Source organism: Bacillus sp. OTU530, assembly GCF_038440375.1.
Genome location: NZ_JASATP010000015.1, coordinates 97,377 through 123,989 on the forward strand (window position 1 = coordinate 97,377; position 26,613 = coordinate 123,989).

The 26,613-nt window shown below is 43.1% G+C and carries 24 protein-coding genes and 1 tRNA gene; 24 read left to right on the forward strand and 1 reads right to left on the reverse strand.

Annotated features, from left to right (window positions below):
- Positions 1-4: 4 nt before the first annotated feature.
- From uvrA to AAHB12_RS13425, 13 genes are all read left to right on the forward strand, one after another.
- Complete coding sequence (uvrA, locus tag AAHB12_RS13365; RefSeq protein WP_342045639.1) at positions 5-2,872, forward strand: excinuclease ABC subunit UvrA; 2,868 nt, start codon at positions 5-7, stop codon at positions 2,870-2,872.
- 454 nt (positions 2,873-3,326) lie between these two features.
- Positions 3,327-3,701 (forward strand): phage holin family protein, encoded by a 375-nt coding sequence (locus AAHB12_RS13370; protein WP_129730013.1) that lies wholly within the window; start codon positions 3,327-3,329, stop codon positions 3,699-3,701.
- Positions 3,702-3,941: 240 nt separating this feature from the next.
- A complete protein-coding gene (hprK, locus tag AAHB12_RS13375) occupies positions 3,942-4,871 on the forward strand; it encodes an HPr(Ser) kinase/phosphatase (RefSeq protein ID WP_342045640.1) in 930 nt (309 codons plus the stop codon).
- A gap of 70 nt (positions 4,872-4,941) precedes the next feature.
- Positions 4,942-5,754, forward strand: a complete 813-nt coding sequence (gene lgt / locus AAHB12_RS13380; RefSeq protein ID WP_342045641.1) for a prolipoprotein diacylglyceryl transferase — start codon at positions 4,942-4,944, stop codon at positions 5,752-5,754.
- Positions 5,755-6,016: 262 nt separating this feature from the next.
- On the forward strand, positions 6,017-6,649 hold the full coding sequence (gene ppaX, locus AAHB12_RS13385; protein WP_129730019.1) for a pyrophosphatase PpaX: 633 nt from the start codon (positions 6,017-6,019) through the stop codon (positions 6,647-6,649).
- 15 nt (positions 6,650-6,664) lie between these two features.
- Entirely contained in the window at positions 6,665-7,168 is a 504-nt protein-coding gene (locus tag AAHB12_RS13390; protein WP_342045642.1) for an acyltransferase, read from the forward strand.
- Positions 7,169-7,405: 237 nt separating this feature from the next.
- A complete protein-coding gene (locus AAHB12_RS13395; protein ID WP_342045643.1) occupies positions 7,406-8,932 on the forward strand; it encodes a tetratricopeptide repeat protein in 1,527 nt (508 codons plus the stop codon).
- 92 nt (positions 8,933-9,024) lie between these two features.
- Positions 9,025-9,978: a thioredoxin-disulfide reductase gene (gene trxB / locus AAHB12_RS13400; protein ID WP_342045644.1), complete on the forward strand. Its 954-nt coding sequence runs from the start codon at positions 9,025-9,027 to the stop codon at positions 9,976-9,978.
- Positions 9,979-10,599: 621 nt separating this feature from the next.
- A complete protein-coding gene (locus AAHB12_RS13405; RefSeq protein ID WP_129730027.1) occupies positions 10,600-11,058 on the forward strand; it encodes an NUDIX hydrolase in 459 nt (152 codons plus the stop codon).
- 23 nt (positions 11,059-11,081) lie between these two features.
- The gene (gene rapZ, locus AAHB12_RS13410) at positions 11,082-11,963 is read left to right on the forward strand and encodes an RNase adapter RapZ (RefSeq protein ID WP_342045645.1); all 882 of its coding nucleotides are present in this window, start codon (positions 11,082-11,084) and stop codon (positions 11,961-11,963) included.
- A gap of 3 nt (positions 11,964-11,966) precedes the next feature.
- Complete coding sequence (locus AAHB12_RS13415; RefSeq protein WP_129730031.1) at positions 11,967-12,926, forward strand: gluconeogenesis factor YvcK family protein; 960 nt, start codon at positions 11,967-11,969, stop codon at positions 12,924-12,926.
- A gap of 54 nt (positions 12,927-12,980) precedes the next feature.
- On the forward strand, positions 12,981-13,919 hold the full coding sequence (gene whiA, locus AAHB12_RS13420; RefSeq protein ID WP_129730033.1) for a DNA-binding protein WhiA: 939 nt from the start codon (positions 12,981-12,983) through the stop codon (positions 13,917-13,919).
- 26 nt (positions 13,920-13,945) lie between these two features.
- On the forward strand, positions 13,946-14,203 hold the full coding sequence (locus AAHB12_RS13425) for an HPr family phosphocarrier protein (RefSeq protein WP_129730035.1): 258 nt from the start codon (positions 13,946-13,948) through the stop codon (positions 14,201-14,203).
- 173 nt (positions 14,204-14,376) lie between these two features.
- Here AAHB12_RS13425 and clpP read toward each other — a convergent pair whose 3' ends face one another.
- Positions 14,377-14,961 carry an ATP-dependent Clp endopeptidase proteolytic subunit ClpP gene (gene clpP, locus AAHB12_RS13430; RefSeq protein ID WP_129730037.1) on the reverse strand — a complete coding sequence of 195 codons (585 nt, stop codon included), beginning with the start codon at positions 14,959-14,961 and terminating at the stop codon, positions 14,377-14,379.
- A 730-nt stretch (positions 14,962-15,691) separates the two neighbouring features.
- Between clpP and AAHB12_RS13435 the strand changes: the two genes are divergently transcribed.
- The 11 genes from AAHB12_RS13435 (at position 15,692) to AAHB12_RS13485 (ending at position 26,058) form a co-directional block, all read left to right on the forward strand.
- A tRNA-Arg gene (locus tag AAHB12_RS13435) sits at positions 15,692-15,767 on the forward strand.
- Positions 15,768-16,214: 447 nt separating this feature from the next.
- A complete protein-coding gene (gene rpoN / locus AAHB12_RS13440) occupies positions 16,215-17,501 on the forward strand; it encodes an RNA polymerase factor sigma-54 (RefSeq protein ID WP_342045646.1) in 1,287 nt (428 codons plus the stop codon).
- A gap of 11 nt (positions 17,502-17,512) precedes the next feature.
- Positions 17,513-17,761 carry a glutaredoxin family protein gene (locus AAHB12_RS13445; RefSeq protein ID WP_129730041.1) on the forward strand — a complete coding sequence of 83 codons (249 nt, stop codon included), beginning with the start codon at positions 17,513-17,515 and terminating at the stop codon, positions 17,759-17,761.
- A 128-nt stretch (positions 17,762-17,889) separates the two neighbouring features.
- Entirely contained in the window at positions 17,890-18,918 is a 1,029-nt protein-coding gene (locus AAHB12_RS13450) for a sugar-binding transcriptional regulator (protein ID WP_129730043.1), read from the forward strand.
- A 38-nt stretch (positions 18,919-18,956) separates the two neighbouring features.
- Positions 18,957-19,964, forward strand: coding sequence for a type I glyceraldehyde-3-phosphate dehydrogenase (gene gap / locus AAHB12_RS13455; protein ID WP_129730045.1), 1,008 nt, complete (start codon positions 18,957-18,959; stop codon positions 19,962-19,964).
- 184 nt (positions 19,965-20,148) lie between these two features.
- Complete coding sequence (locus AAHB12_RS13460; protein ID WP_342045647.1) at positions 20,149-21,333, forward strand: phosphoglycerate kinase; 1,185 nt, start codon at positions 20,149-20,151, stop codon at positions 21,331-21,333.
- Between the two features lie 171 nt (positions 21,334-21,504).
- The gene (gene tpiA, locus AAHB12_RS13465; protein ID WP_342045648.1) at positions 21,505-22,260 is read left to right on the forward strand and encodes a triose-phosphate isomerase; all 756 of its coding nucleotides are present in this window, start codon (positions 21,505-21,507) and stop codon (positions 22,258-22,260) included.
- Entirely contained in the window at positions 22,260-23,795 is a 1,536-nt protein-coding gene (gene gpmI / locus AAHB12_RS13470; protein WP_129730051.1) for a 2,3-bisphosphoglycerate-independent phosphoglycerate mutase, read from the forward strand. Before tpiA ends, gpmI begins: the two co-directional genes overlap by 1 nt.
- 15 nt (positions 23,796-23,810) lie before the next feature.
- Entirely contained in the window at positions 23,811-25,106 is a 1,296-nt protein-coding gene (eno, locus tag AAHB12_RS13475) for a phosphopyruvate hydratase (RefSeq protein ID WP_342045649.1), read from the forward strand.
- 440 nt (positions 25,107-25,546) lie between these two features.
- Positions 25,547-25,750, forward strand: a complete 204-nt coding sequence (gene cspD, locus AAHB12_RS13480; RefSeq protein WP_129730055.1) for a cold-shock protein CspD — start codon at positions 25,547-25,549, stop codon at positions 25,748-25,750.
- 113 nt (positions 25,751-25,863) lie between these two features.
- On the forward strand, positions 25,864-26,058 hold the full coding sequence (locus tag AAHB12_RS13485) for a cold-inducible protein YdjO-related protein (protein WP_129730057.1): 195 nt from the start codon (positions 25,864-25,866) through the stop codon (positions 26,056-26,058).
- The last annotated feature ends 555 nt before the right edge of the window (positions 26,059-26,613 follow it).

Sequence of the window (26,613 nt, forward strand, 5' to 3'; positions counted from 1 at the left end):
AAGGATGAACGATAAAATTATTGTAAAGGGTGCACGAGCCCATAATTTAAAAAATATTGATGTCACCATCCCGAGAAATGAGCTTGTTGTTGTAACGGGATTGTCCGGTTCGGGAAAGTCCTCTCTCGCATTTGATACGATTTATGCAGAGGGGCAGCGGCGCTATGTTGAATCCCTTTCAGCGTACGCCCGCCAGTTTCTCGGACAAATGGATAAGCCGGATGTAGATGCAATTGAAGGGTTGTCGCCTGCAATTTCCATTGACCAAAAAACAACGAGCCGCAACCCGCGTTCCACAGTCGGAACAGTGACAGAAATCTATGATTATTTGCGTTTGTTGTTTGCACGCATTGGTACCCCGATTTGTCCGAATCATGGCATCGAAATTACATCCCAAACGATTCAGCAGATGGTCGACCGCATCTTGGAGTATCCGGAGCGAACAAAGCTGCAGGTGCTCTCGCCAATTGTTTCAGGACGAAAGGGAACACATGTCAAGGTGCTGGAGGATATTAAAAAGCAGGGCTATGTACGCGTTCGGATTGATGGGGAAATGCGCGAGCTATCTGATGATATTCAGCTTGATAAAAATAAAAAGCACTCGATTGAGGTTGTAGTGGATCGCATCGTAATGAAGGAAGGCATTGCCTCTCGTCTTGCAGATTCGCTTGAAACAGCTCTTAAGCTTGGAGAAGGGCGTGTGTTGATCGACGTTATCGAAGAGGAGGAGTTGCTGTTTAGCGAGCATCATGCTTGCCCGCTTTGCGGCTTTTCCATTGGTGAGTTGGAGCCGCGGATGTTCTCCTTCAACAGTCCATTTGGAGCATGTCCATCTTGTGATGGGCTTGGCGCGAAGCTTGAGGTTGATTACGAGCTCGTGATTCCGAATCCGGATTTGACGCTGCGCAATCATGCAATTGCACCGTGGGAACCGACCAGCTCACAATATTATCCGCAGCTGCTTGAAGCAGTTTGTAATCATTACGGCATTGAAATGGATATCCCGGTGAAGGACATTCCAAAGCATTTGTTGGATAAGGTGCTATATGGAAGCGGGGATGAGAAGGTCTATTTCCGCTATGTAAACGACTTTGGCCAACTCAAGGAAGGCGAAATCTTCTTTGAAGGTGTGATCCCGAATATTGAACGCCGCTATCGCGAGACAAGCTCTGACTACATTCGTGAGCAAATGGAAAAATACATGGCGCAGCAGCCATGTCCGAAATGTAAGGGTGCCCGCTTAAAGCCGGAAACTCTTGCTGTGTTTGTCGGCGGCAATACGATTGCGGATACAACTAAGTTCTCAGTAACAGAAGCTTATGAATTTTTTAATACATTGTCGCTAACAGATAAGCAAGAAGCGATTGCCCGGTTAGTTTTGCGAGAAATTAAAGAACGTCTCAGTTTTTTACTGAATGTTGGATTAGATTACTTAACGTTAAACCGATCAGCAGGCACACTGTCAGGTGGAGAGGCACAGCGCATTCGTCTAGCCACACAAATTGGCTCTCGATTAACGGGAGTATTATATATTCTTGATGAACCTTCAATCGGTTTGCATCAGCGGGATAATGACCGTCTCATTCAAACGCTGCAAAATATGCGTGACCTTGGTAATACCCTCATTGTTGTAGAACATGATGAGGATACAATGATGGCGGCGGATTATCTGATCGATATCGGGCCAGGTGCAGGCATTCACGGCGGACGGGTTGTCTCAGCTGGTACGCCTCGTGAAGTGATGGAGGATGAGAACTCGCTGACAGGACAATACTTAGCTGGTAAAAAATTCATTCCGATACCTCTGGAACGTCGCAAAGGCGATGGGCGCAAAATTGAAATTGTTGGTGCGAAGGAGAATAATTTAAAGAGTGTGAAGGTGTCCTTCCCGCTCGGTACGTTTATTGCAGTAACAGGTGTGTCCGGTTCCGGGAAAAGTACGTTGATTAATGAGGTGCTTTACAAAACGCTCGCACAAAAGCTGCATCATGCGAAAAGCAAGCCTGGTCAGCATAAGGATATTAAAGGTCTTGAGCATCTTGATAAAGTCATTGATATTGACCAATCACCAATCGGCAGAACACCGCGCTCAAATCCTGCTACTTATACAGGTGTGTTCGATGATATTCGCGATGTATTTGCGCAAACAAATGAAGCGAAGGTGCGTGGCTATCAAAAAGGGCGCTTCAGCTTTAACGTCAAAGGCGGGCGGTGTGAGGCTTGCCGAGGTGACGGTATTATCAAAATTGAGATGCATTTCTTGCCGGACGTATATGTACCGTGTGAAGTTTGTCATGGCCAGCGGTATAATCGTGAAACGCTGGAAGTAAAATATAAGGATAAAAATATTGCTGACGTACTCGATATGACGATTGAGGATGCGCTTGTGTTCTTTGAAAATATTCCTAAGATTAGAAGGAAGCTGCAGACGATTGCTGATGTTGGTCTTGATTATATGAAGCTAGGCCAGCCGGCAACAACACTTTCGGGCGGTGAGGCGCAGCGTGTGAAGCTGGCATCAGAACTGCATCGTCGTTCAAGCGGGCGTACGATCTATATTTTAGATGAGCCGACAACAGGTCTTCATGTGGATGATATCGCACGTTTGCTTAAAGTGCTGCAGCGGCTTGTAGAAAATGGGGACACGGTACTTATAATCGAGCATAACTTGGATGTGATCAAGGCTGCAGATTATATCATTGACCTCGGCCCAGAAGGCGGTGACAAGGGAGGACAAATTGTTGCGACCGGTACGCCTGAGCAGGTAATGCACGAGGAGAAGTCGTATACGGCAAAGTATTTAAAAACGATTTTAGAACGTGATAAGGCCCGGATGAAGCAGCGGGTAGAGGAAGTCGAATTGATGAAGTAGATAAAGAAAACTCGCCGACTGGCGAGCCCTGCTTTTGGGCGAAGCCCGAGGCGTAGTTGCCCTTATACTGTATTCCTAAAATTTCCGACTACGTCGAATTCACTTCTAGCTGGAATTTTATACTTTCCTACAGTGTAAGAAAAGCGGACAAGGCCCGCCTTTTATGGCAGCGTAGGGGCGGACCGGAGTCTGCCATTTGGGGTCTTGGGAGCTAGACGTCACCCCGAAAAGTTATCCTTTCTTATCTTGTAAAGAAAACTCGCCGATTGGCGAGTCCCGCTCTTGGGCGAAGCCCGAGGCGTAGTGCTCTTATACTATATTCTTAAAATTTCTGACTGTGTCGAATGGTTCTTAATTAGGAATTTATACCTTCCTATCCATACAAAAAGCTCCAAAAGAAAAGCTTTTCTTTTGGAGCTTTTCCATACATAAGTTTTAAAGGATGTGTAAAAGAATGAGATGGATCATCTCAATTATAAGCAACAGCATTGTACTCATTGTGATAGCAGGGATTTTTAAAATTTTGGTGCCGTCTTCTTTTTATATAGAAAATGTTACGACGGCCGTCGCAGCGAGTATTGTATTGGCTCTTTTGAATGCGTTTATTAAACCGCTGCTCATTGTAGTGACACTGCCGATTACAGTTGTTACGTTTGGACTATTTCTCATTGTTATTAATGCGATTACGTTAAAGATTGCGGACAGCCTTCTTGGGGCATCCTTTGATATTAAAGGCTTCGGCACAGCGGTAGCGGTAGCTGTATGCATCTCTGTTTTGAATATGCTTATTGATAAGGTGATAGTAGAGCCTCTTTCAAGGAAGGACTAAGCATAGAGGAAGAACAGCTGAAAGGATCTAGTCTAGAGGCAGCATTGTAATTATGGAGTAAGCAAGGCTAGCTGATTTCGAGTTAACCAGCAGACTAAGGAGCAGTTGTCCGGCAGCTGAAGTGAGAAGCGGCTTATTTTCCTAAATGGTAGTGTTCCTTATTTTTATCCAATCTTTATTTTTTGTTTCTTCAAAAAAATGATACAATGAACAACGTATACTTAAGATGGAGGTAGCGATATGCCGAAGGTTCGCGCAAGAGATTTAATTGAGCAATTTCAGCTGCAGCTTGTCAGCGGAGAAGAGGGTGTAAACCGCCCAATTCAAACGAGCGATTTATCGAGACCGGGGATTGAAATGGCCGGCTTCTTCACATATTATCCGGCGGAGCGTGTACAGTTGCTTGGGAAAACGGAGTTAACGTTCTTTCATACGCTTAGTCCAGAGCAAAAGGCGGAGCGGATGAACGCGCTTTGTACACCAACAACACCTTGCATTATTGTTACGCGCGGTCAGGAAGTGCCAGAGGAGCTGATTACAGCTTCGCGTGAGACGGATGTACCAATTTTGCAGTCTTCTTTGAAAACAACAAGGTTGTCCAGCCGACTGACAAATTATTTAGAAAGCAAGCTTGCGCCAACAACAGCAATTCATGGTGTATTGGTTGATATATACGGGGTTGGCGTACTTATTATGGGTTCAAGCGGTGTCGGAAAAAGTGAAACAGCGCTGGAGCTAGTGAAGCGCGGACATCGTCTTGTTGCCGATGACAGTGTGGAGATTCGTCAGGAGGATGATGATACACTTGTTGGTAGTTCGCCAGAGTTAATCGAGCATTTGCTTGAAATTCGCGGTTTGGGCATCATTAATGTTATGACATTGTTCGGAGCAGGAGCAGTCCGCAATCATAAACGTATTTCGTTAGTTATCAATCTTGAGTTATGGGATCAAAAGAAGAACTATGATCGTCTTGGTCTAGATGAGGAAAAAATGAAAATTATTGATACGGAAGTAACAAGAATTACGCTTCCTGTTCGTCCAGGTCGAAACCTTGCAGTTATTATCGAGGTGGCCGCGATGAACTTCCGTTTGAAACGCATGGGTGTCAACGCAGCGCAGCAATTTTCTGAACGCCTTATGAGTGCGATTGAGATGAGCAATCAGGATTGATTCGGTCTGGGGACGAGCTGTCTCGTCTTAAGCCTAATCACAAACCGAGAAAGAGAGAGGAGCGGAGAAGATGCTGCTTGGAAGTATTCCGCATTTAGATCGCGTTGCCCTTCAGCTCGGGCCTTTTCCGATTTACTGGTACGGTCTAATTATTGGCTCAGGTGTACTGCTTGGGTTATGGCTTGCTGTTCGGGAGTCGGAGAGACGGGGTTTGCCAAAGGATACATTTGTTGATGTTGTATTGTTTGCGGTACCGATTGCGATTTTATGTGCACGTGCGTATTATGTGTTGTTCGAATGGAGTTATTATTCTGCTAACCCTAGTCAAATTATTAATATCCGTCAGGGCGGCCTGGCGATTCATGGCGGCTTAATTGGTGCCATGATAACCGGTGTTGTTTTTGCAAGAATGAGAGGTTTGTCATTTTGGAAACTGACTGATATTGCAGCGCCGAGCATTTTGCTAGGACAGGCGATAGGCCGCTGGGGCAACTTCATGAATCAGGAAGCGCACGGCGGGGAAGTGACGCGCGGGTTTTTGGAAGGTCTACATTTACCTGACTTTATTATTAATCAAATGTATATTGACGGTGTGTATTATCAGCCGACCTTTTTATATGAATCACTTTGGAATTTTGCAGGGGTCATTGTTTTATTATTATTACGAAAAGCCAACCTTCGCCGCGGCGAGCTGTTTTTAACATATTTGATTTGGTATTCTGCTGGTCGTTTCTTCATTGAAGGGCTGCGAACGGATAGTTTAATGCTTGGTCCGCTCCGCATTGCGCAGGTGATGTCGATCGTGCTGATTGTTTTAGCTATTGTACTCATCTTCGTTCGCAGGAAAATGGGGTATGCTAATAAACGTTACCTAGAGGCGTAAGTCCGCGGGAGATGCATTCGAGTGAGCATAGCGCCTTGTAGAGGGTGCTATGTTTTTTTACACTGTAAGAAAGTATAAATTTCTAGCCGGAAGCCAATTCGACGTAGCGAGAAATTTTAGGAATACAGGATAAGTAGGGCTACGCCTCTGTCTGCGTGTGGCGGCTTGCCAATCAGCGAGTTTTCTTTAAGTTTTACAGCAATTGTACGCAAGATTTTGGTTTCAATCATCTGAAGAAGAGTTGAATGAAAGGAATGGGCTTATGAAAATTAATACTGTATTATTTGATTTGGATGGAACGTTGATTAATACGAATGAGTTGATTATTGCTTCATTTTTGCATACGTTGGATACGTATTATCCGGATACATATAAACGGGAGGATGTGCTCGCATTTATCGGTCCTTCGCTGCGTGAAACTTTTTCATCTATGGATCTGGAGCGTACAGAGGAAATGATTCAGGCGTACCGCGAATTCAATCATGCGCATCATGATGAGCTTGTGCAAGAGTATGAGACGGTCTATGAAACAGTAGAGCAGCTCGCAAAACAAGGCTATAAGCTAGGTATTGTTACAACAAAAGCGCGAAAAACGGTAGAAATGGGCTTGAATTTGACAAAGTTACATCAATTTTTTGATGTCATTGTCACGATTGATGATGTCGAGCATGTGAAGCCGCATCCGGAGCCGATTGAAAAGGCACTGCGTCTTTTGGATGCCAATCCTGCTACTACGCTCATGGTTGGGGATAATCATCATGATGTTTTAGGAGGCAAAAACGCTGGTACCAAAACTGCGGGTGTAGCCTGGACAATTAAAGGGCGCGATTATCTAGCTGCGTATAAGCCGGATTATATGCTGGAGAAAATGAGCGACTTGTTGACTATTTTATAACGAGGAGAGAAGGCTGTGAGGCGGACGACGCGGTACCCTGTAAATGGTGCGAACTCGCTATGGCAGATATATCAAACTGTATCCTTTTGGAAGGTGGTCAAAACCTTTATCATTATTCAAATAGCGCGGTATACGCCGTTTTTGAATGTGAAAAACTGGCTGTACCGCACCTTCTTGCGTATGGAAATTGGTGAGCAAACAGCCTTTGCGCTTATGGCTATGCCTGATACGATGTTTCCAGAAAAAATTAAGGTTGGCCGCAATACAATCATTGGCTACAATACAACGATTTTGGCGCATGAGTATTTAGTGACCGAATATCGTCTGGGAGATGTAATCATTGGCGATGAGGTAATGATTGGAGCGAATACAACGATTTTGCCGGGTGTCGTGATTGGTGACGGCGCTGTTGTATCAGCTGGTACACTTGTACATAAGGATGTTCCAGCAGGAGCGTTTGTCGGCGGGAATCCGATGCAAATCATTTATACAAGAGAAGAGATGGCTAGGCGTACATAATAAAGCAATCGGCAGGTAGTCGATTGCTTTTATCATTTTCTGAGAGGATACATTTTTAGCCGGGGGACGATTCGACGAAGTGAGGTAAAAGAGCCTCCTAGGGCGGTATCTGCACGTATTGTATAAAACTCCATAATCTGTATATAATATATTGTTTTGTTTTCTTAGGAATCGTTTATACTTATAATTAAAGATACTGTGGATTTCGTGTGGGACAAAGAGAAAAGTGGAGGTTTTATGGGGAAAAATGAAAGAGTGCGAGAAGTGAAGGGACAAGTTGTGACCTTCCATCAGTCTGCCGAATTTTTTTATGAAAGAGGCATGAAAGCATATCGGCGCAATAATCTGCAAGAGGCAGTTAAATATTTAAAGAGAGCAGTGGACGTGAAGAAGGAGCCATTTATGTTATGTCAGTTGGCCATTACTTTATCCGAGGTTGGAGAGTACCACGAGTCTAATCAAATTTTCTCGGCGGTGTTACGTGCGGATTCTACTGTGAAGGAATGCCATTATTTTATGGCAAATAATTATGCATATCTTGGGTTGTTTCAGCAGGCAAAGAAATATGCTCAGCGTTATTTGGAGACGGCGGAAGAGGAAGAATTCGTCGAGGAAGCATTGGATTTGCTCGATTTGATTGCTGAGGAAGAAGGCGGAGCAGAGTTCGAGGACGAGGACGAGCTTATTCTTATGCAGGAAGAAGCAAATGGATATATCCGCAATGGAAGGTTAGAGGAGGCGATTGCGGTTTTACAGGATATCATCGCTGGATATCCGGAATTTTGGGCTGCTTATAACAACTTGGCGATCGTTCGCTTTCAGCTTGGGGATGTTGAGGGAGCACTTCAAATTTGCGAGGAAGTATTGGAAAAAAATCCGGGGAATTTGCATGCTTTGTGCAATAACGTTATTTTCTTTTATGCCATCGGCCGTCAAAAGCAGGTTGAGGAACTGGCGAAGGGACTGGAGCGTGTGTACCCGATTTTGACGGAGCATCGCTTTAAATTAGGAACAACGTTTGCGACAATCGGACATTTTGAGCTTGCATATAAATGGTTGAAGCTGCTCAGACGTCGTGGTTATGAAGGAGATGTTAGCTATTATTACTGGCTTGCATATTCCGCTTATATGGTTGGCGATGAGCAGATGGCTGAAAAGGTATGGAAGCAGGTGATTGACCTGTATCCGGAAAGAGAAGGCAAGGAGCCTTGGAGAGCCGCCGATTTTACAGAGGACGGACCTCACCAGCAGGCTTTACTCATGCAGCTGAAATATTCGTTTGAGGAAGAGGAAACGACGCAGGGGAAAATGCTTGCACTCTATTTAATGAATGAGCTGCAGACGGAAGAAAAGGCGGATGTTTTTTTGCGTATTGCACAATTATCTTCTGAATTTGGGATTCTTTCTCGGTGGGCACATTATTTCTTCTTAAAGACGGTTGGTCAAACAGTAGATAGAGATTTAGAAATGTTTGAGCAGTGTGCACAGGTTGCGAATGTCTTATACAGCTATACACGAAAAGATGATGAGTTAATTGAGGAGTGCTTGCAGTTTTGGTTTTATACGTTTTTGCATCTTTATGAGAAGAGTACAAGAGTGTCTAATGCATCTGCCTGGTCAGCCGCTGTTGAGTATCTTGTACGCAGTGACCAAAAGAAAAACATGACGCAAGCCGAAATTGGAAATATATATAATGTGTCAGTATCAACTGTCCGTAAATATGTGCAGGCGTTAAAACAGGTCTTTAGGGAGACAAATCAGTAGAAAAAAGATATGGCATGGCAGTATAATGAACCTGTAAATGGAGAGCACAGAAGAAGTGTATGACCTTGATGTCGGAATAAGGAGTGAACAAAGTGGCTGAAGAAAAGATTTATGACGTTATTATTATCGGAGCTGGACCAGCAGGAATGACTGCTGCGCTGTATACGTCCCGGGCGAATTTGTCTACATTAATGATTGAACGCGGTATTCCAGGCGGGCAAATGGCTAACACAGAGGAAGTAGAAAACTATCCTGGCTATGATCATATTTTAGGACCGGAGTTGTCGAACAAAATGTTCGAGCATGCGAAAAAATTCGGTGCGGAGTATGGCTACGGTGATGTGAAGGAAATCATCGACGGTAAGGAATATAAAACCGTGGTTGCAGGCAAGAAAGAATATAAGGCACGTGCGGTGATTATCACAAGTGGTGCAGAGTATAAGAAAATCGGTGTTCCTGGTGAAAAAGAGCTAGGAGGTCGCGGGGTATCGTATTGCGCAGTATGCGACGGTGCATTCTTTAAAGGAAGAGAGCTTGTTGTTGTTGGCGGTGGGGATTCTGCTGTTGAGGAAGGTGTGTACTTAACACGCTTTGCAACAAAGGTTACAATTGTCCATCGTCGCGATAAGCTGCGTGCGCAAAAGATTTTGCAGGACCGCGCTTTTGCCAATGACAAAATCTCCTTCGTTTGGAATCATACTGTCAAGGAAATCAACGAAGCGGGCGGAAAGGTTGGCAGCCTCACATTAACAGATGTTAACACGGGAGCAGAACGAGAATTCAAGGCGGACGGTGTGTTTGTCTATGTTGGCATGCTGCCGCTATCCAAGCCGTTTGAAGCGTTAGGTATTACAAATGAAAATGGCTACATCGAAACAAATGACCGCATGGAAACACGTGTACCAGGTATTTTTGCGGCGGGAGATGTGCGTGAGAAGGCACTTCGTCAAATTGTAACAGCAACAGGCGATGGCAGCATCGCGGCACAGACAGCGCAACATTATATTGAAGAGCTTAAGGAAGAATTGAAAGTAACGAAACAGTAGTATATTGGTAATAGTTCTATCATGCTGCTGTAAATGTAACGCAATATAAATAGGGTATAGTATAGATGGCAAGTACCCCCACTTATTTTATTATATGCAGAGCATAGGCAATAACGCTTATGCTCTTTTTTTTTTGCACTGTAAGAAAGTATAAATTTCCAGCTGGAAGCCAATTCAACACAGTCGGAAATTTTAGGAATACAGTATAAGTAGGGCTACGCCGCTGTCTTCGCCCAAGGGCAGGGCTCGCCAATTAGCGAGTTTTCTTTAACACTGTAAGAAAGTATAAATTTCCAGCTGGAAGTGAATTCGACGTAGTCGGAAATTTTAGGAATACAGTATAAGTAGGGCTACGCCGCTGTCTTCGCCCAAGGGCAGGGCTCGCCAATCGGCGAGTTTTCTTTATTATCTTACAATTTTATCGGGAGCTTGCTTGAAAGTGAGGGGTACAATTACATATTAAGCAGAAAATGTTCAATTTTTATATTTATTTGCATTTTTACTTATTCTCTCGGTACCCTCTCCATTCATTGTGACAAACCGGAATTGATAGTATAATGGAACGTAAGCATAGGCAGAAAGCGGTGCGGTTTGCCGCTTATACAACTGAGGTGAATGAGCTTGCAAAGAGTAGCGAACTGCGTATTATTAAAAGACAATCAAATACTTTTGCTGCAAAAGCCGCGCCGCAACTGGTGGGTGGCTCCGGGAGGAAAGATGGAGCGCGGTGAAACCATTCGTGAAGCTGTCGTGCGTGAATACAGGGAGGAAACCGGTATCTATTTAAAGAATCCTTCTTTAAAGGGTGTATTCACATTTGTTATCAAGGAGAACGATAAGGTTGTCTCGGAGTGGATGATGTTTTCCTTTCTTGCTACTGATTTTACTGGCGGGAACAAGCCGCAAAGCGAGGAAGGGATTCTGCAGTGGCATCTTTTGGCTGATGTTGACTCCTTGCCGATGGCTCCGGGTGATTATCATATTATTGATTACTTGCTTCAAGGAAGCGGCATGATTTATGGAACGTTTGTATATACGCCTAATTTTGAACTGCTGTCATATCGCTTAGACCCTAGTTGAGTCTAAAAAGGAGGGAATCGGTTATGAAACAGCAAAATGATATTAAAATGGTCATCATTACAGGTATGTCTGGCGCTGGAAAAACAGTAGCGTTGCAAAGTTTCGAAGACTTAGGTTACTTTTGTGTAGACAACTTGCCGCCTACACTCCTTCCGAAATTTGTGGAGCTCATGAGCGAAACAACTAATAAAATGGATAAGGTAGCACTTGGTGTGGATTTACGCGGTCGTGAGTTTTTTGACCATTTGTGGGGAGCGCTTGATGACTTAACAGAACGCACGTGGATTATCCCCAACATTTTATTTCTTGACGCAAAGGATAGCACTCTTGTGTCACGCTATAAGGAAACGAGACGGTCCCATCCGCTTGCTCCTACAGGCCTTCCTTTAAAGGGGATCGAACTGGAGCGTGAGTTATTAGCTGATATGAAGGCACGTGCTAATTTGGTATTAGATACATCTGATTTAAAGCCAAAGGAGCTACGTGAAAAAATTACAGAGCAGTTTTCTACAAATGATCAGCATACATTCCGTGTAAACGTAATGTCATTTGGCTTCAAATACGGCATCCCTATTGATGCGGATCTTGTGTTTGATGTGCGTTTTTTACCAAATCCGTACTATATTCCTAACATGAAGCCGTTAACGGGGCTTGATGAAGAAGTATCCTCTTATGTTCTCAAATTTAATGAAACTCATAAGTTTTTGGAAAAGCTAACGGATTTACTTTCCTTTATGTTGCCGCATTATAAAAGAGAAGGAAAAAGCCAGCTTGTTATTGCCATCGGCTGTACTGGAGGACAGCACCGTTCTGTCACGCTTGCTGAATACCTGGCGAAAAAATTGGGGAATGACTATAAAACGCATATATCTCACCGTGATGTGGAAAAAAGAAAGGGACATTAATAGATGGAGAGAACGCGACATAGAAAGCCGAAAATTGTCATTATAGGCGGAGGTACAGGGCTATCTGTTTTGTTAAGAGGTTTAAAAAAGTATCCAGTCGATATTACAGCTATCGTCACAGTGGCAGATGACGGTGGAAGCTCTGGGCGTCTTCGCGACGAGCTGGAGATCCCGCCGCCGGGTGATGTGCGCAATGTACTTGTTGCGCTGTCGGATGTTGAGCCTCTCGTGGAAGCGCTCTTTCAGCATCGTTTTAAGACTGGAGATGGTTTGTCCGGTCATGCACTCGGTAATTTGCTGCTGGCAGGCATGATTTCCATTACAGGTGATTTTTTTCATGCGATTACAGAAATGAGTAAGGTACTCAATGTGCGGGGGCGTGTGCTTCCTGCGGCAAATCAGAGTACCGTCCTGCATGCGGAGCTTGAGGATGGCCGAATTGTAACAGGGGAATCGAAAATTCCTTATTTTGGAAAACGTATTCATCGAGTATTTTTAACACCAGAGCAGGTCGAGCCTCTGAACGAAACATTGAATGAAATACGAAGAGCAGATTTAATTGTGTGTGGTCCTGGAAGCTTATATACAAGCATCCTGCCAAATCTGCTTGTCGAAAAAATCGGGCAGGCAGTTGTGGAGGCACAAGCGAAAAAAGTGTATGTATGTAATGTGATGACACAGGCAGGAGAAACGCTTGGCTATACTGCAGCCGACCATGTTCAGGCACTGCACGACCATCTTGGCACAAATTTTGTGAATACGATTATTGTAAATAATGGAGACATCCCGGAAGAATTGCTTGAGAAATATAAACAAGAATTATCAACGCCGGTTTTATGCGACAGCGAGCGTCTGCAGCAGCTTGGAATTGACATTATTGAAGCGGAGCTCGTGAAGTATGATGATGATGTTGTTCGTCATGACACGTTAAGGCTTGCATCTATTTTATGTTCGCTGCTATAGCACATGCATTGCTGTCTCTCGTGTGTAACTCATAAGAGGCAGGAGGTAAGTGAGGTGTCCTTTGCATCTGAAACAAAAAAGGAATTAACAAATTTAGAAAGTAAGGGCTGCTGTGTGAAGGCGGAGCTATCGGCGTTAATTCGCATGAACGGTTCCCTTTCATTTTCCAACCGACACTTTGTGATTGATATCCAAACGGAAAATGCAGCTATTGCTCGCCGTATTTATACGCTCTTGAAAAAAAGTTATGAAGTTACGGTAGAATTGCTTGTTCGAAAGAAAATGCGTCTGAAGAAAAATAATGTCTATATCGTCCGCCTTGTTGAAAAGACAAAAGAGGTTTTGGAAGACTTGCATATTATCCACAACGATTTTACCCTCATCCATGATATCTCAAAGGAGCTTATTAAAAAGAAATGCTGCAAGCGTTCTTACTTGCGCGGCGCATTTTTGGCGGGAGGATCGGTTAACAATCCGGAGACATCTTCTTATCACCTCGAGATCTTTTCCCTGTACAAGGAACATAACGATGCGATATGTGAACTCATGAACGAGTTTGACTTAAATAGCAAGACATTGGAGAGAAAAAAAGGCTATATTACGTATTTGAAGGAAGCAGAAAAAATTACAGAATTCCTGAATATTATTGGTGCACATAATGCGCTGCTTCGTTTTGAGGACATTCGTATTGTACGCGATATGCGTAATTCTGTGAATCGTCTCGTGAACTGTGAGACAGCGAACCTAAATAAAACGATTGGAGCCGCATTGCGTCAGATTGAAAATATTCGTTACATTGACCGCACTGTCGGACTGGATTTTCTTCCAGGGAAACTGCGTGAAATTGCTGAGCTACGAGTAAACTTTCAAGATGTAACTTTGAAGGAGCTCGGAGAAATGGTATCAGGCGGAAAAATTAGTAAATCAGGTATTAATCACCGTTTGCGTAAAATCGATGAGATTGCTGATAAATTGCGGGCTGGTGAAATATAAGGAAATTAATAAAGGGGGAAACGAAATTGGTTCAGAAGCAAGTAGAGGTTTTATTAAAGTCCGGATTGCAGGCTCGTCCAGCTGCGTTGTTTGTTCAGGAAGCAAACCGTTTTCAATCAGATGTTTTTATTGAAAAAGACGGAAAGAAAGTAAATGCAAAAAGCATCATGGGTTTAATGAGCTTAGCTGTAAGTGCCAACACTACCATTACTATTGTGACAGAGGGATCTGATGAGGTGGAAGCCTTAGATGCTCTCGTAAAATATGTAAAAAAAGAAGGATAGAGCAAAGTGTTGGAGTGGATTAAACATCGTTAAGGATCGTATGCCATGAGGAATGGAGCGGTACTTGCTTATAATAGTTAAAATGGAGAAGGAACCAGGACGTCTTAAGAATAGCTAGATAAATTCGCTCCGCAATAAAAAACAAGCAACCGAATTCGGTTGCTTGTTTTTTATTATTTACGTTCAGTAACAATTTGGTCGATAAGACCATATTCCTTTGCTTTCTCAGCAGTCATAAAGTTATCACGTTCTGTATCGCGCTCAATTACTTCAAGCGGCTGGCCTGTTCTTTCAGCTAAAATCGTGTTTAATTTATCACGCAAGAATAGAATACGCTTTGCTGCAATTTCGATCTCTGTCGCTTGTCCTTGTGCGCCGCCAAGCGGTTGGTGGATCATGACTTCACTGTTTGGCAGGGCCAAACGCTTCCCTTTTGCACCTGCCGCTAGCAAGAAAGCGCCCATAGACGCTGCCATGCCCATGCAGATAGTAGAAACTTGCGGCTTAATAAATTGCATCGTATCATAGATCGCCATGCCGGCTGTAATGGAACCGCCTGGGCTGTTGATGTATAGATGGATGTCCTTCTCAGGATCTTGCGCTTCTAAGAATAGGAGCTGCGCAACGATGGAGTTTGCAACGTTATCGTCAATTCCGCTTCCAAGCATAATAATGCGATCCTTTAAAAGACGGGAGTAAATGTCGTATGCACGTTCACCACGATTTGTTTGCTCAATAACTGTAGGAATTAAATTCATTATGTATTCCTCCTTATTTAGAACTTACTTTTTATGATACAATTATGGTCAAGAAAGGTCAAATAAAAACACTTATGGCTCATCTGAAATAATTAAGCCATACTTTTTGTATTCGTTGTAAAAGGAAAATTACCTTCTTTATTGCACTTCAAGAAAGTATAAATTTCTAGCAGGAAGCCAATTCGACGTAGCGAGAAATTTTAAGAATACAGTATAAGTGCAACTACGCCTCTGTCTTCACCTAAAGGCAGGGCTCGCCAATCGGCGAGTTTTCTTTACACTGTAAAAGTATAAATTTCTAGCAGGAAGCCAATTCGACGTAGCGAGAAATTTTAGGAATACAGTATAAGTGCAACTACGCCTCTGTCTTCGCCTACCGGCTCGCCAATCGGCGAGTTTTCTTTACACTGTAAAAGTATAAATTTCTAGCAGGAAGCCAATTCGACGTAGCGAGAAATTTTAGGAATACAGTATAAGTGCAACTACGCCTCTGTCTTCGCCTGCCGGCTCGCCAATCGGCGAGTTTTCTTTAGAACACTTTTCATCATTGCCTGATCTATTTCTTTTTAATCAAAGATATACACACTATATGTATGAAGTTTTTAAACTTTTATATGACAGTGTTAAGAATATTTTTTCCTGCATGCCCCCCTTGCGTATAGTGAGAAGAAAGGGTATAATATTTCATGTGTCACATGCGAACCTTTGTTGTTTGCAGTGTATGTAATATGCGCTCGTAGCTCAGTCGGATAGAGCGGTGGTTTCCGGTACCACGTCTTGCGGGGGTTCGAGTCCCTCCGAGCGCGTCCTAGTTTGATACAACGGCATTTTAAGACCCCTCATCTGAGAATTATTTCGGATGAGGGGTCTTTTTGTTGCACTTTAATTAAGGTGTAAAGTTCCAGCCAAGTAACTTTGGAGGTGTCGATACTTTCCCTGCGTCAGCACCACCATATGGATCAGCCCTACGTATTTTCAATGGGACAAATCAAAATGGTGCAAGGAGGCTTTTCATAGTTGATGATGAGGCTGCTGACGGAAGAGATGAGGTTCTGCGGAACTGATCATATTATCAGCTGCAATAGTTTGTCGAATCTAAGGCTGTCATCTTTAGGACAGTCTTTTTTACATATTTTTGTCGTATTTTTTTTTCTTGCTTAATAAGAATAAAATAATCAGTTCTGTAGGGGAACTTTTTTACAGTTTGTTTGTGGAAAATATATTGTACAATAGGAAGCAAGGGGGAGATGGAAGTGAAGATGGGGCTTTTACAGGAACAAACAATGCGTTTAGCGATGACACAAGAATTGAGACAAGCAATTACGATGTTGCAATATAACGCACAGGAATTAACAGAGTTTTTATATGAACAATCGCTTGATAATCCTCTTATTGAGTTGAAGAGTTTTGACCGTGATAAACGAAGAAAAACGCATAAGCAAATAGCGAATAGTATTGAAATTTATGGGGATGTTTCTGTAAGTCTTCAGCAGCATTTACTTGAGCAGCTTCATGATTGGAAATTAAGCTCTGCTGAGAAACGGATTGCTTCTTTTGTGATTTCTAATATTGATGAAAATGGATACTTGCAAGAGGGAACAGACGAGATGGCGAAGTGGTTGTCTGTTTCTGTAGAAGAAATCGAGAATTGTATCCAGCTTGTGCAGAAGTTAGAGCCGACAGGGGTAGGTGCACGGACGCTGCAGGAATGTCTTACAATCCAATTGAAGCGTTTACAAAAGGGAAGCGAAATGGCTGAATGTATTATTGAAAACTACTTTGATCTTCTTGCAAAAAAGGATTGGAAGCAGCTAGTGCAAGCGTTAAAATGCACAACGGAGGATTTGCAGGGAGCAGTACAGTGTATAATGGCTCTTCAACCGAGGCCTGGGCTGGCGTTTTCCACAGAAAAGCCATTTTACATTGTACCTGACTTAAATGTAACAAAGATAAATAATCAGCTTGTAATTCAATTGAATGAGGAGCACATGCCGAAGATTGAGGCGCATGTACAATACAGCGCGTTGCTGCGAGAAGCGGAGCACGAGGTGGCCTCTTACATATCAGAGAAGCATCAGCAGCTGCAATGGCTTGTACGCAGCTTGGAGCAACGTAAACGGACGCTGCTTCAGGTGATGGATGTAATTGTTGATAGGCAGCGTGAATTCTTTTTGAATGGACCGCTTTTTTTAAAACCGTTGCAGTTAAAGGAAGTGGCTGAGGAGCTTGGGTTTCATGAATCGACGATTAGTCGGGCGGCACGCGGTAAATACGTGCAAACTCCGTATGGCTTAATGGAGATGAAATATTTCTTCAGCAACGCTGTATCAGCAGGAGAAGAAGGTATTTCATCTAAGCGGGTAAAAGGGCTTATTCAGACGCTTATAGATAAAGAAAATAAGAAAAAGCCGCTTTCAGATCAAAAGATTTGCGATTTGCTTACGCAGCAGTATGATATTTTAGTATCAAGAAGAACGGTAGCGAAGTATCGGGAACAGCTTCATATTCCTGCATCCTCGCTTCGAAAAACGATTGGATAGGTGTGTGACAAATGAAAGTGGTGTTGTATTCAAAGGATGAGTGCTGTCTTTGTGATAACGCAAAGGCAATTTTGCGGGAGTTGCAGAAGGAATTCTCATTTCAAGTAGAAGAAGTAGACATTTATAAGGATGACGCTCTACTTGAAAAATATCAGATCATGATTCCTGTAGTCGAAATTGATGGGAAAGAAATCCAATGTGGAATTATTCAGAAAGATGTGATAAGAAAGCGCTTAACAATGTTTTCAGGTGTTGAATAAATGTTTGCTTCCTGTTACAATACTATCTGTAGCAGGAATTCTTTTTTTTATAGCAGGTGGGACAAAATACGTCACCACGGGACGTATATTGACCATTTAGCGAAGGTAAGTATTGCGAGGAAAAGAACATGAATTCATGGATTCAACATGCAAAAAAATTGTTGCCTGATCTGCTACCTGTTATGCAAACACGGATGCAAATTTTGCAGTATATACGGCTCACGCAGCCGATTGGTCGAAGAAATTTATCTGCAAGCCTTGGCATGACAGAACGGGTCTTACGAAGTGAAGTTCAAGCTTTGAAGGAACAGAACTTGATTGAGATTGCATCTTCTGGTATGACTTTGACAGAAGAAGGGATGGACCTCATTGTTGCTCTTGAGGATTTTATGAGGGAAATTTCAGGTCTAAAGGTTTTAGAAGAAAAACTGAAGGAAACATTAAAGTTGAAAGATGTTTTCGTTGTAGCTGGTAACAGCGATGATTCGCCTTGGGTTAAACGGGAGCTGGGCCGCGCTTGTGTGTCCTGTATAAGGGAACGTTTGACTGTGAATAATATCGTTGCTGTAACTGGAGGAACAACACTTGCGGCTGTGGCAGACATGATGCAGATGGATTGTAAAAACTTACATACTCTGTTCGTGCCGGCACGAGGCGGCGTTGGGGAAAGCGTGGAAAATGAGGCGAATACGATTTGCGCGAAAATGGCGCAACATACGAATAGTAATTACCGTCTCTTATACGTACCCGATCAAGTAAGCAGCGAGGTGTATGCTTCCATCGTAACGGAGCCTTCTGTAAAAGAAATTCTAGACCTTATTAAATCTTCTAACATTGTCATCCATGGAATTGGGGATGCTGTTACAATGGCACGGAGACGAAGTACATCCGCTGCTGAGTGGGATGCGATTACAACGGGCCATGCAGTTGGTGAGGCCTTCGGATATTACTTCAACGAACAAGGAGAAGTTGTATGCAAGGTGCGAACAATCGGTATGCAGCTTGAGGATTTGCAGAATGTTTCCCACGTCATTGCCGTAGCGGGCGGTGCATCAAAGGCGAAAGCCATTCAGGCTGTTATCGGACAGGGACATACCTCGATATTGGTAACAGATGAAGGCGCAGCAAGAGAGTTACTTAAGAGCATTAGCTCTTAACCATATATTTCACCCACACATTAGAGGAGGAAGTTAAAATGGCAGTTAAAGTTGGTATTAATGGTTTTGGACGTATTGGTCGTAACGTATTCCGTGCGGCTCTTAAAAATGAAAATGTAGAAATCGTAGCAATCAACGATTTAACAGATGCAGCAACATTAGCTCACTTATTGAAATATGATTCTGTGCACGGTACATTGCAAGGAGAAATTTCTGCAAACGGCGACAGCATCGTTGTAAACGGAAAAGAAATCAAAATCATCGCTGAGCGTGATCCTGCTCAATTACCTTGGAGCGACTACGGCGTAGAAGTTGTTGTAGAATCTACAGGCCGTTTCACAAACAAAGCAGACGCTGAAAAGCATTTAGGCGGTTCTGTAAAGAAAGTTGTTATCTCTGCTCCTGCAAGCAACGAAGATATCACAATCGTTATGGGCGTAAACGAAGACAAATACGATGCAGCTAACCACAATGTTATCTCTAATGCATCTTGTACAACAAACTGCTTGGCTCCATTTGCAAAAGTTCTTCATGAGCAATTCGGAATCCGCCGCGGTATGATGACAACAGTTCACTCTTACACAAACGACCAACAAATTCTAGATTTACCACACAAAGACTGGCGTCGTGCGCGTGCAGCTGCTGAAAACATGATTCCTTCTTCTACAGGTGCTGCAAAAGCAATCGGTCTTGTTCTTCCTGAATTAAAAGGAAAATTAAACGGTGGTGCGGTTCGTGTTCCAACTCCAAACGTATCTCTTGTTGACTTAGTTGCTGAGCTTGACAAAGAAGTAACAGCAGAAGAAGTAAACGCAGCGTTGAAAGCAGCTGCTGAAGGTCCATTAAAAGGAATTCTTGTATACAGCGACGAGCCACTAGTATCTCGCGACTACAATGGTTCTCCTGCATCTTCTTCTATCGATGCTCTTTCTACAATGGTAGTAGACGGCAACATGGTAAAAGTTCTTTCTTGGTACGATAACGAAACAGGCTACTCTAACCGTGTTGTAGACCTTGTTGACTACATCGCATCTAAAGGTCTTTAATTCGACCATTATATAAAAAAGGAAAGGGGGGGAGAGGCAATATGCCCTCCTCCCCTTCTCTTTACATATAATTAACATGCGCCAAGGGCAAAATCTCCTTATATAAAGTTTCACTTTACCCTAAAATGTGGTAAGCTTTGGAGTGGGTTTTGTCAATCCATTTATAACACGGAGGGAAATCCTAATGAACAAGAAATCGATTCGCGATGTCGATGTAAAAGGAAAACGCGTATTTTGCCGCGTAGACTTCAATGTGCCAATGCAAGACGGCGTCATCACAGATGAAACGCGCATCCGCGCAGCTCTTCCGACGATCCAGTACTTGACGGAGAACGGAGCAAAGGTTATTTTAGCAAGCCATTTTGGCCGTCCAAAAGGACAAGTGGTAGAAGAATTACGTTTAACACCAGTAGCGAAGCGTTTAGGCGAATTGCTTGGCAAAAACGTAATTAAAACGGACGAGGCGTATGGTCCTGTTGTGCAAGAAGCAGTTGCTGGCATGAGTGAAGGAGATGTTCTTCTTCTTGAGAACGTTCGTTTTTATGCGGGCGAAGAAAAGAACGATCCAGCACTTGCGAAGGAATTTGCAGCTTTGGCTGATCTGTATGTAAACGATGCATTTGGTGCGGCACACCGTGCGCACGCTTCCACTGCAGGTATTGCTGAGTACATCCCAGCTGTATCCGGTTTCTTGATGGAAAAAGAAATTGAAGTATTAGGAAAAGCGTTGTCTAACCCAGATCGTCCTTTTACAGCAATCATTGGCGGCGCGAAAGTAAGAGACAAGATCGGTGTAATTAGCAATCTGCTTGATAAGGTGGACAACCTTATTGTCGGCGGTGGACTTGCGTATACGTTTATCAAAGCGCAAGGTCATGAAATCGGAAAATCTTTGCTAGAAGAAGACAAAATTGATCTTGCAAAAGAATTCATGGAAACTGCAAAGCAAAAAGGTGTAAATTTCTATGTTCCTGTTGATATTGTAGTAGCCGATGGTTTCTCTAATGATGCGAACACACAAGAGGTATCTGTTGATGCCATCCCTAGTGATTGGGAAGGGTTGGATATCGGCCCGAAAACGCGTGAAATCTACGCAGATGTGATTCGTAACTCAAAGCTTGTTATTTGGAATGGACCTATGGGTGTGTTTGAATTGGACACATTCGCGAAGGGAACAAAAGCAGTAGCGGATGCTCTTGCTGAATCTCCGAATACATACTCTGTAATCGGCGGCGGTGACTCTGCGGCAGCAGTTGAAAAATTCGGCTTAGCTGATAAAATGAGTCATATCTCTACAGGCGGCGGCGCATCTCTTGAGTTCATGGAAGGTAAAGAGCTTCCAGGTGTTGTACGTCTAAACGATAAGTAAGAAAAGCGAAAGCGGCCTGTTTGAGCTCTATAAGTATGATTTTTACTGTGTAGCAGCATAACTGTCATTGATGGGCCCTCTTTGGCAAAAACTCTGACTACCTTGAGAAATTGGAAATATAGAACGAATAAGCCGTAAAGAGCTACACTCGAATAAGGGATGGTGTACCGAATGCGTAAACCTATTATTGCAGGAAACTGGAAAATGCATAAAACATTAGGCGAGGCGGTAAGCTTCGTAGAGGAAGTAAAAGGACAAATTCCTTCTGCTTCAGCAGTTGATTCTGTTGTTTGCTCTCCAGCTCTATTCCTAGAGCGTCTTGTAGCAGCAACGGAAGGCTCCGAGCTAAAAGTTGGCGCGCAAAACATGCACTTTGCAAACAGCGGTGCGTTTACAGGCGAAATCAGCCCAGTAGCGCTTGCTGATTTGAAAGTAAGCTACGTTGTGCTTGGACACTCTGAGCGCCGTGAAATGTTTGCGGAAACGGATGAAACAGTAAACAAGAAAACTGTAGCAGCATTTGCAAACGGCTTAACACCAATCGTATGCTGCGGTGAAACATTAGAAGAGCGCGAAAGCGGAAAAACGTTTGATCTTGTAGCAAATCAAGTAAAACAAGCGTTAGCTGGATTAACAGAAGAGCAAGTAAAAGCAACTGTTATCGCGTACGAGCCAATTTGGGCAATCGGAACAGGAAAATCCTCCTCTGCGCAGGATGCAAACGAAGTATGCGCGCATATCCGCAATGTTGTAGCGGAAGCATTCTCTGCTGATGCAGCAGCAGCTGTCCGTATTCAATACGGCGGAAGCGTAAAGCCTGAAAATATCGCTGAGTACATGGCGCAGCCTGATATCGATGGTGCGTTAGTAGGCGGCGCAAGCCTAGAGCCTGCATCCTTCTTAGGACTTTTGGAGGCAGTAAAGTAATGGCAAAGCAACCAACAGCTCTAATTATTTTAGACGGTTTTGCGTTGCGCGAAGAAACATACGGTAACGCAATTGCACAAGCAAGCAAACCAAACTTTGACCGATATTGGGAGCAATATCCGCATACGACATTAACGGCAAGCGGAGAAGCAGTCGGTTTGCCTCAAGGACAAATGGGGAACTCTGAGGTAGGGCACTTAAATATTGGTGCCGGCCGCATTGTGTACCAAAGCTTAACGCGTGTAAATGTTGCAATTCGCGAGGGTGAATTCGAGCGTAATGAAACATTCGTAAACGCGATAAATCATGTGAAGCAAAAAGGTTCAAACCTTCACTTATTTGGCTTGCTTTCTGATGGCGGTGTACATAGCCATATCAACCATATGTTTGCACTTCTTCGTTTAGCGGCGAAGGAAGGGATTGAGAACGTGTATATCCATGCGTTCTTAGACGGCCGAGACGTCGGTCCGAAAACAGCAAAAGGATACATTGAGCAAACGTACAAAGTGATCGAAGAAACAGGCGTCGGACAGTTCGCGACAGTATCTGGCCGTTACTATTCTATGGACCGTGACAAGCGCTGGGATCGTGTTGAGAAGTGCTATCGCGCCATGGTATACGGTGAAGGTCCAACATACAAGGATGCGTACGAGTGCGTAGAAGACTCCTATGCAAACGGTATTTATGACGAATTCGTATTGCCTTCTGTAATCGTTCGTGAAGACGAAACACCGGTTGCAACAATCAACGATGATGACGCAATCATTTTCTACAACTTCCGTCCAGACCGCGCGATTCAAATTGCGCGCGTGTTTACAAATGATGATTTCCGTGAATTTGATCGCGGCAGCAAAGTTCCGCATATTCCGGAGTTTGTTTGTATGACACAATTCAGTGAAACTGTCGGCGGCTATGTAGCATTTAAGCCGACAAACCTTGATAACACATTAGGAGAAGTCATTTCACAAGCTGGGTTAAAGCAGCTTCGTATTGCGGAAACTGAAAAATATCCGCATGTTACGTTCTTCTTTAGCGGCGGACGTGAAGCTGAATTCCCTGGTGAAGAGCGAATTCTTATCAATTCTCCAAAGGTTGCAACGTATGATTTGCAGCCAGAAATGAGCATTTACGAAGTAACCGATGCATTAGTAAAGGAAATTGAAGCGGACAAGCATGATGCAATCATTTTAAACTTTGCGAACTGCGATATGGTTGGTCACTCTGGTATGATGGAGCCGACAATTAAAGCGGTTGAAGCGACAGATGAGTGCTTAGGGAAAGTTGTTGAAGCTATTGTTGCAAAAGGCGGTACAGCAATTATCACAGCTGACCATGGAAATGCTGATGAGGAATTGACGCCAGAGGGGCAACCAATGACAGCTCATACGACGAACCCGGTTCCGTTCATCGTTACAAAAGAAGGTGCTCAACTTCGTGAGGACGGTATTTTAGGTGATATTGCTCCAACGATGCTAACTCTTTTAGGCTTAGAACAGCCGAAGGAAATGACAGGAAAAACATTAATCACACAATAAAAGGAGAGAAAACATATGCCATTCATTACTGATGTTTATGCACGCGAAGTATTAGATTCCCGCGGTAACCCTACTGTAGAGGTAGAAGTATATACAGAATCCGGTGCGTTTGGACGCGCTTTAGTACCAAGTGGTGCTTCTACAGGTGAATACGAAGCAGTAGAACTTCGCGACGGTGACAAATCCCGTTACCTTGGAAAAGGTGTTTTAAAAGCAGTTGAAAACGTAAATGAAGTAATTGCTCCTGAAATCGTTGGTCTTGACGTAACAGATCAAGTAGCAATCGACCGTACAATGATCGAATTAGACGGCACGCCAAACAAAGGCAAGTTAGGTGCAAACGCAATCCTAGGTGTATCTATGGCAGTTGCTCACGCTGCAGCTGACTTAGTAGGTCTTCCATTATACCGTTACCTTGGCGGTTTCAATGCGAAGCAGCTTCCAACTCCAATGATGAACATTATCAACGGCGGATCTCATGCTGACAACAACGTAGACTTCCAAGAGTTTATGATTCTTCCTGTAGGCGCTCCTACATTCCGTGAAGCGCTTCGCACAGGTGCAGAGGTATTCCACGCATTGAAATCTGTTCTTCATGCAAAAGGCTTAAATACAGCTGTTGGTGACGAAGGTGGTTTCGCTCCAAACCTTGGTTCTAACCGTGAAGCATTAGAAGTTATCATGGAAGCAATCAAAAAAGCTGGCTATGAGCCAGGAAAAGACGTTCTTCTTGGAATGGACGTTGCATCTTCTGAATTCTTTAACAAAGAAACACGCAAATATGACCTTGCTGGCGAAGGCCGTACTGGCTTAAGCTCTACTGAAATGGTTGATTTCTACGAGCAATTAGTAAATGAGTTCCCAATCGTTTCTATCGAAGACGGTCTTGACGAAAATGACTGGGAAGGTCATAAATTATTAACAGAGCGCCTTGGCGGCCGCGTTCAATTAGTTGGTGACGATCTATTCGTTACAAACACTGAGAAGCTTGCTGAAGGTATTGAAAAAGGCGTAGGCAACTCAATCCTAATCAAAGTAAACCAAATCGGTACTTTAACTGAAACATTCGAAGCAATCGAAATGGCGAAACGTGCTGGTTACACTGCAGTTGTATCTCACCGTTCTGGTGAAACAGAAGATGCAACAATTGCTGATATCGCAGTAGCAACAAATGCAGGTCAAATCAAAACTGGTTCTTTAAGCCGTACAGACCGCATCGCAAAATACAACCAATTACTTCGCATCGAAGACGAGCTTGGCGCATTGGCTGTGTACGATGGCGCGAAATCTTTCTACAACTTAAAGAAATAATATAAGTGATTTTCTGCTGAAACAGCATGTGCAGATGCTGTAGCGGTTGTTTTACTATTGTATTGATTGAAAAATCAATAAGAGATTCTGGAGCAGCGTGTGCAGACGTTGCTTCCGAATATTCCTTTTACTAACGAAGACCTTTATAATGGCGATGGAAACCCGAACGGTGTGTGCAGACATTGTTCGGGTCTTTTATATAGCAAGTACTCCCAATAATGCCAGTTTTCTTTTTTCTTTGCTGGCATTGCAAACATATAAAAAAAGAGGTATAATCGTATTAAGAAGAATATGCGTTAAACAAATTCACATATTATCAAGCATCAAAGGATGATATGAGTTACCTATGATACTTGATAATGTGTGAATTTTTTATTTCTTGTAACGGGAAAATAAGAACAGCATATTACTACATTTATTTCTTAAGGAGGAATTTTAATATGAAAGCAACTGGTAAAGTAAAATGGTTTAATGGTGAAAAAGGTTTCGGATTTATCGAAGTACCAGGTGGAAACGATGTATTCGTACATTTCTCTGCTATCCAAGGCGAAGGTTTCAAAACTCTTGATGAAGGTCAAGAAGTAAGCTTTGAAATCGAGCAAGGTAACCGTGGACCACAAGCAGTAAACGTTGTAAAACTGTAATTGACAAATAGGAAGGTTGTTAACAATAGAGTTAGCAGCCTTTTTTTCTTTCCGCCGGTGCGATGGAAGGTTGTACGGAACGATTGTATATCGAATCGAAGGAGGAGTTAGATATGTACTGGAGCAGAAAAAAGCAAGCGATGCAACAAGAAGCAGAACAGGTGAAGGCAGCTGTATGGGAATGTGAATCGGAGAATTGCCGCGGATGGATGAGAAAGGATTTTTCGTTACAGGATCATCCGAAGTGTCCGTTATGCAGTGCGGGCATGAAAAGTGGAGAGCGGATGCTGTCAATCCTATCGAATTAATAGCTTAGAGCTTAGCTTGTGTAGAAGTGTTTTTTGCGCTTAAAGTTTATAAAAGGCCTTGCTTCTTTTTACCCTGTAGGAAAGTATAAATTTCCAGCTAGAAGTGAATTCAACGTAGTGGGGAATTTTAGGAATACAGTATAAGTAGGGCTACGCCTCTGTCTTTCAGCCCTCATACGGAGGGCTTTTTTGCGCTGTAGGAAAGTATAAATTTTCGGCTAGAGGTGAATTCGACGTAGTGGGGAATTTTAGGAATACAGTATAAGTAGGGCTTGCCAATCGGCGAGTTTTCTTTATCCATTTAACAAACTCCATTTATGAACTAAAATATTGGTGCTTTCGATTTAGTTTTTCTTTGAAAAGTGAAAGAGGGACAGAGTAACTAGATTACCAAAGCTTCGTAAAGAAATTTTTAATGTAATGTTTTTAAAAAAGACTGTTGACGAATACTATATCAAAGTGTATTATAAGTGATGTTGCTTCTGATAAAGAAGCTTTTTAAAAAAGATGTTGACATCACGATTAAGGGGTGTTAACATAAGGGAGTCGCATTTG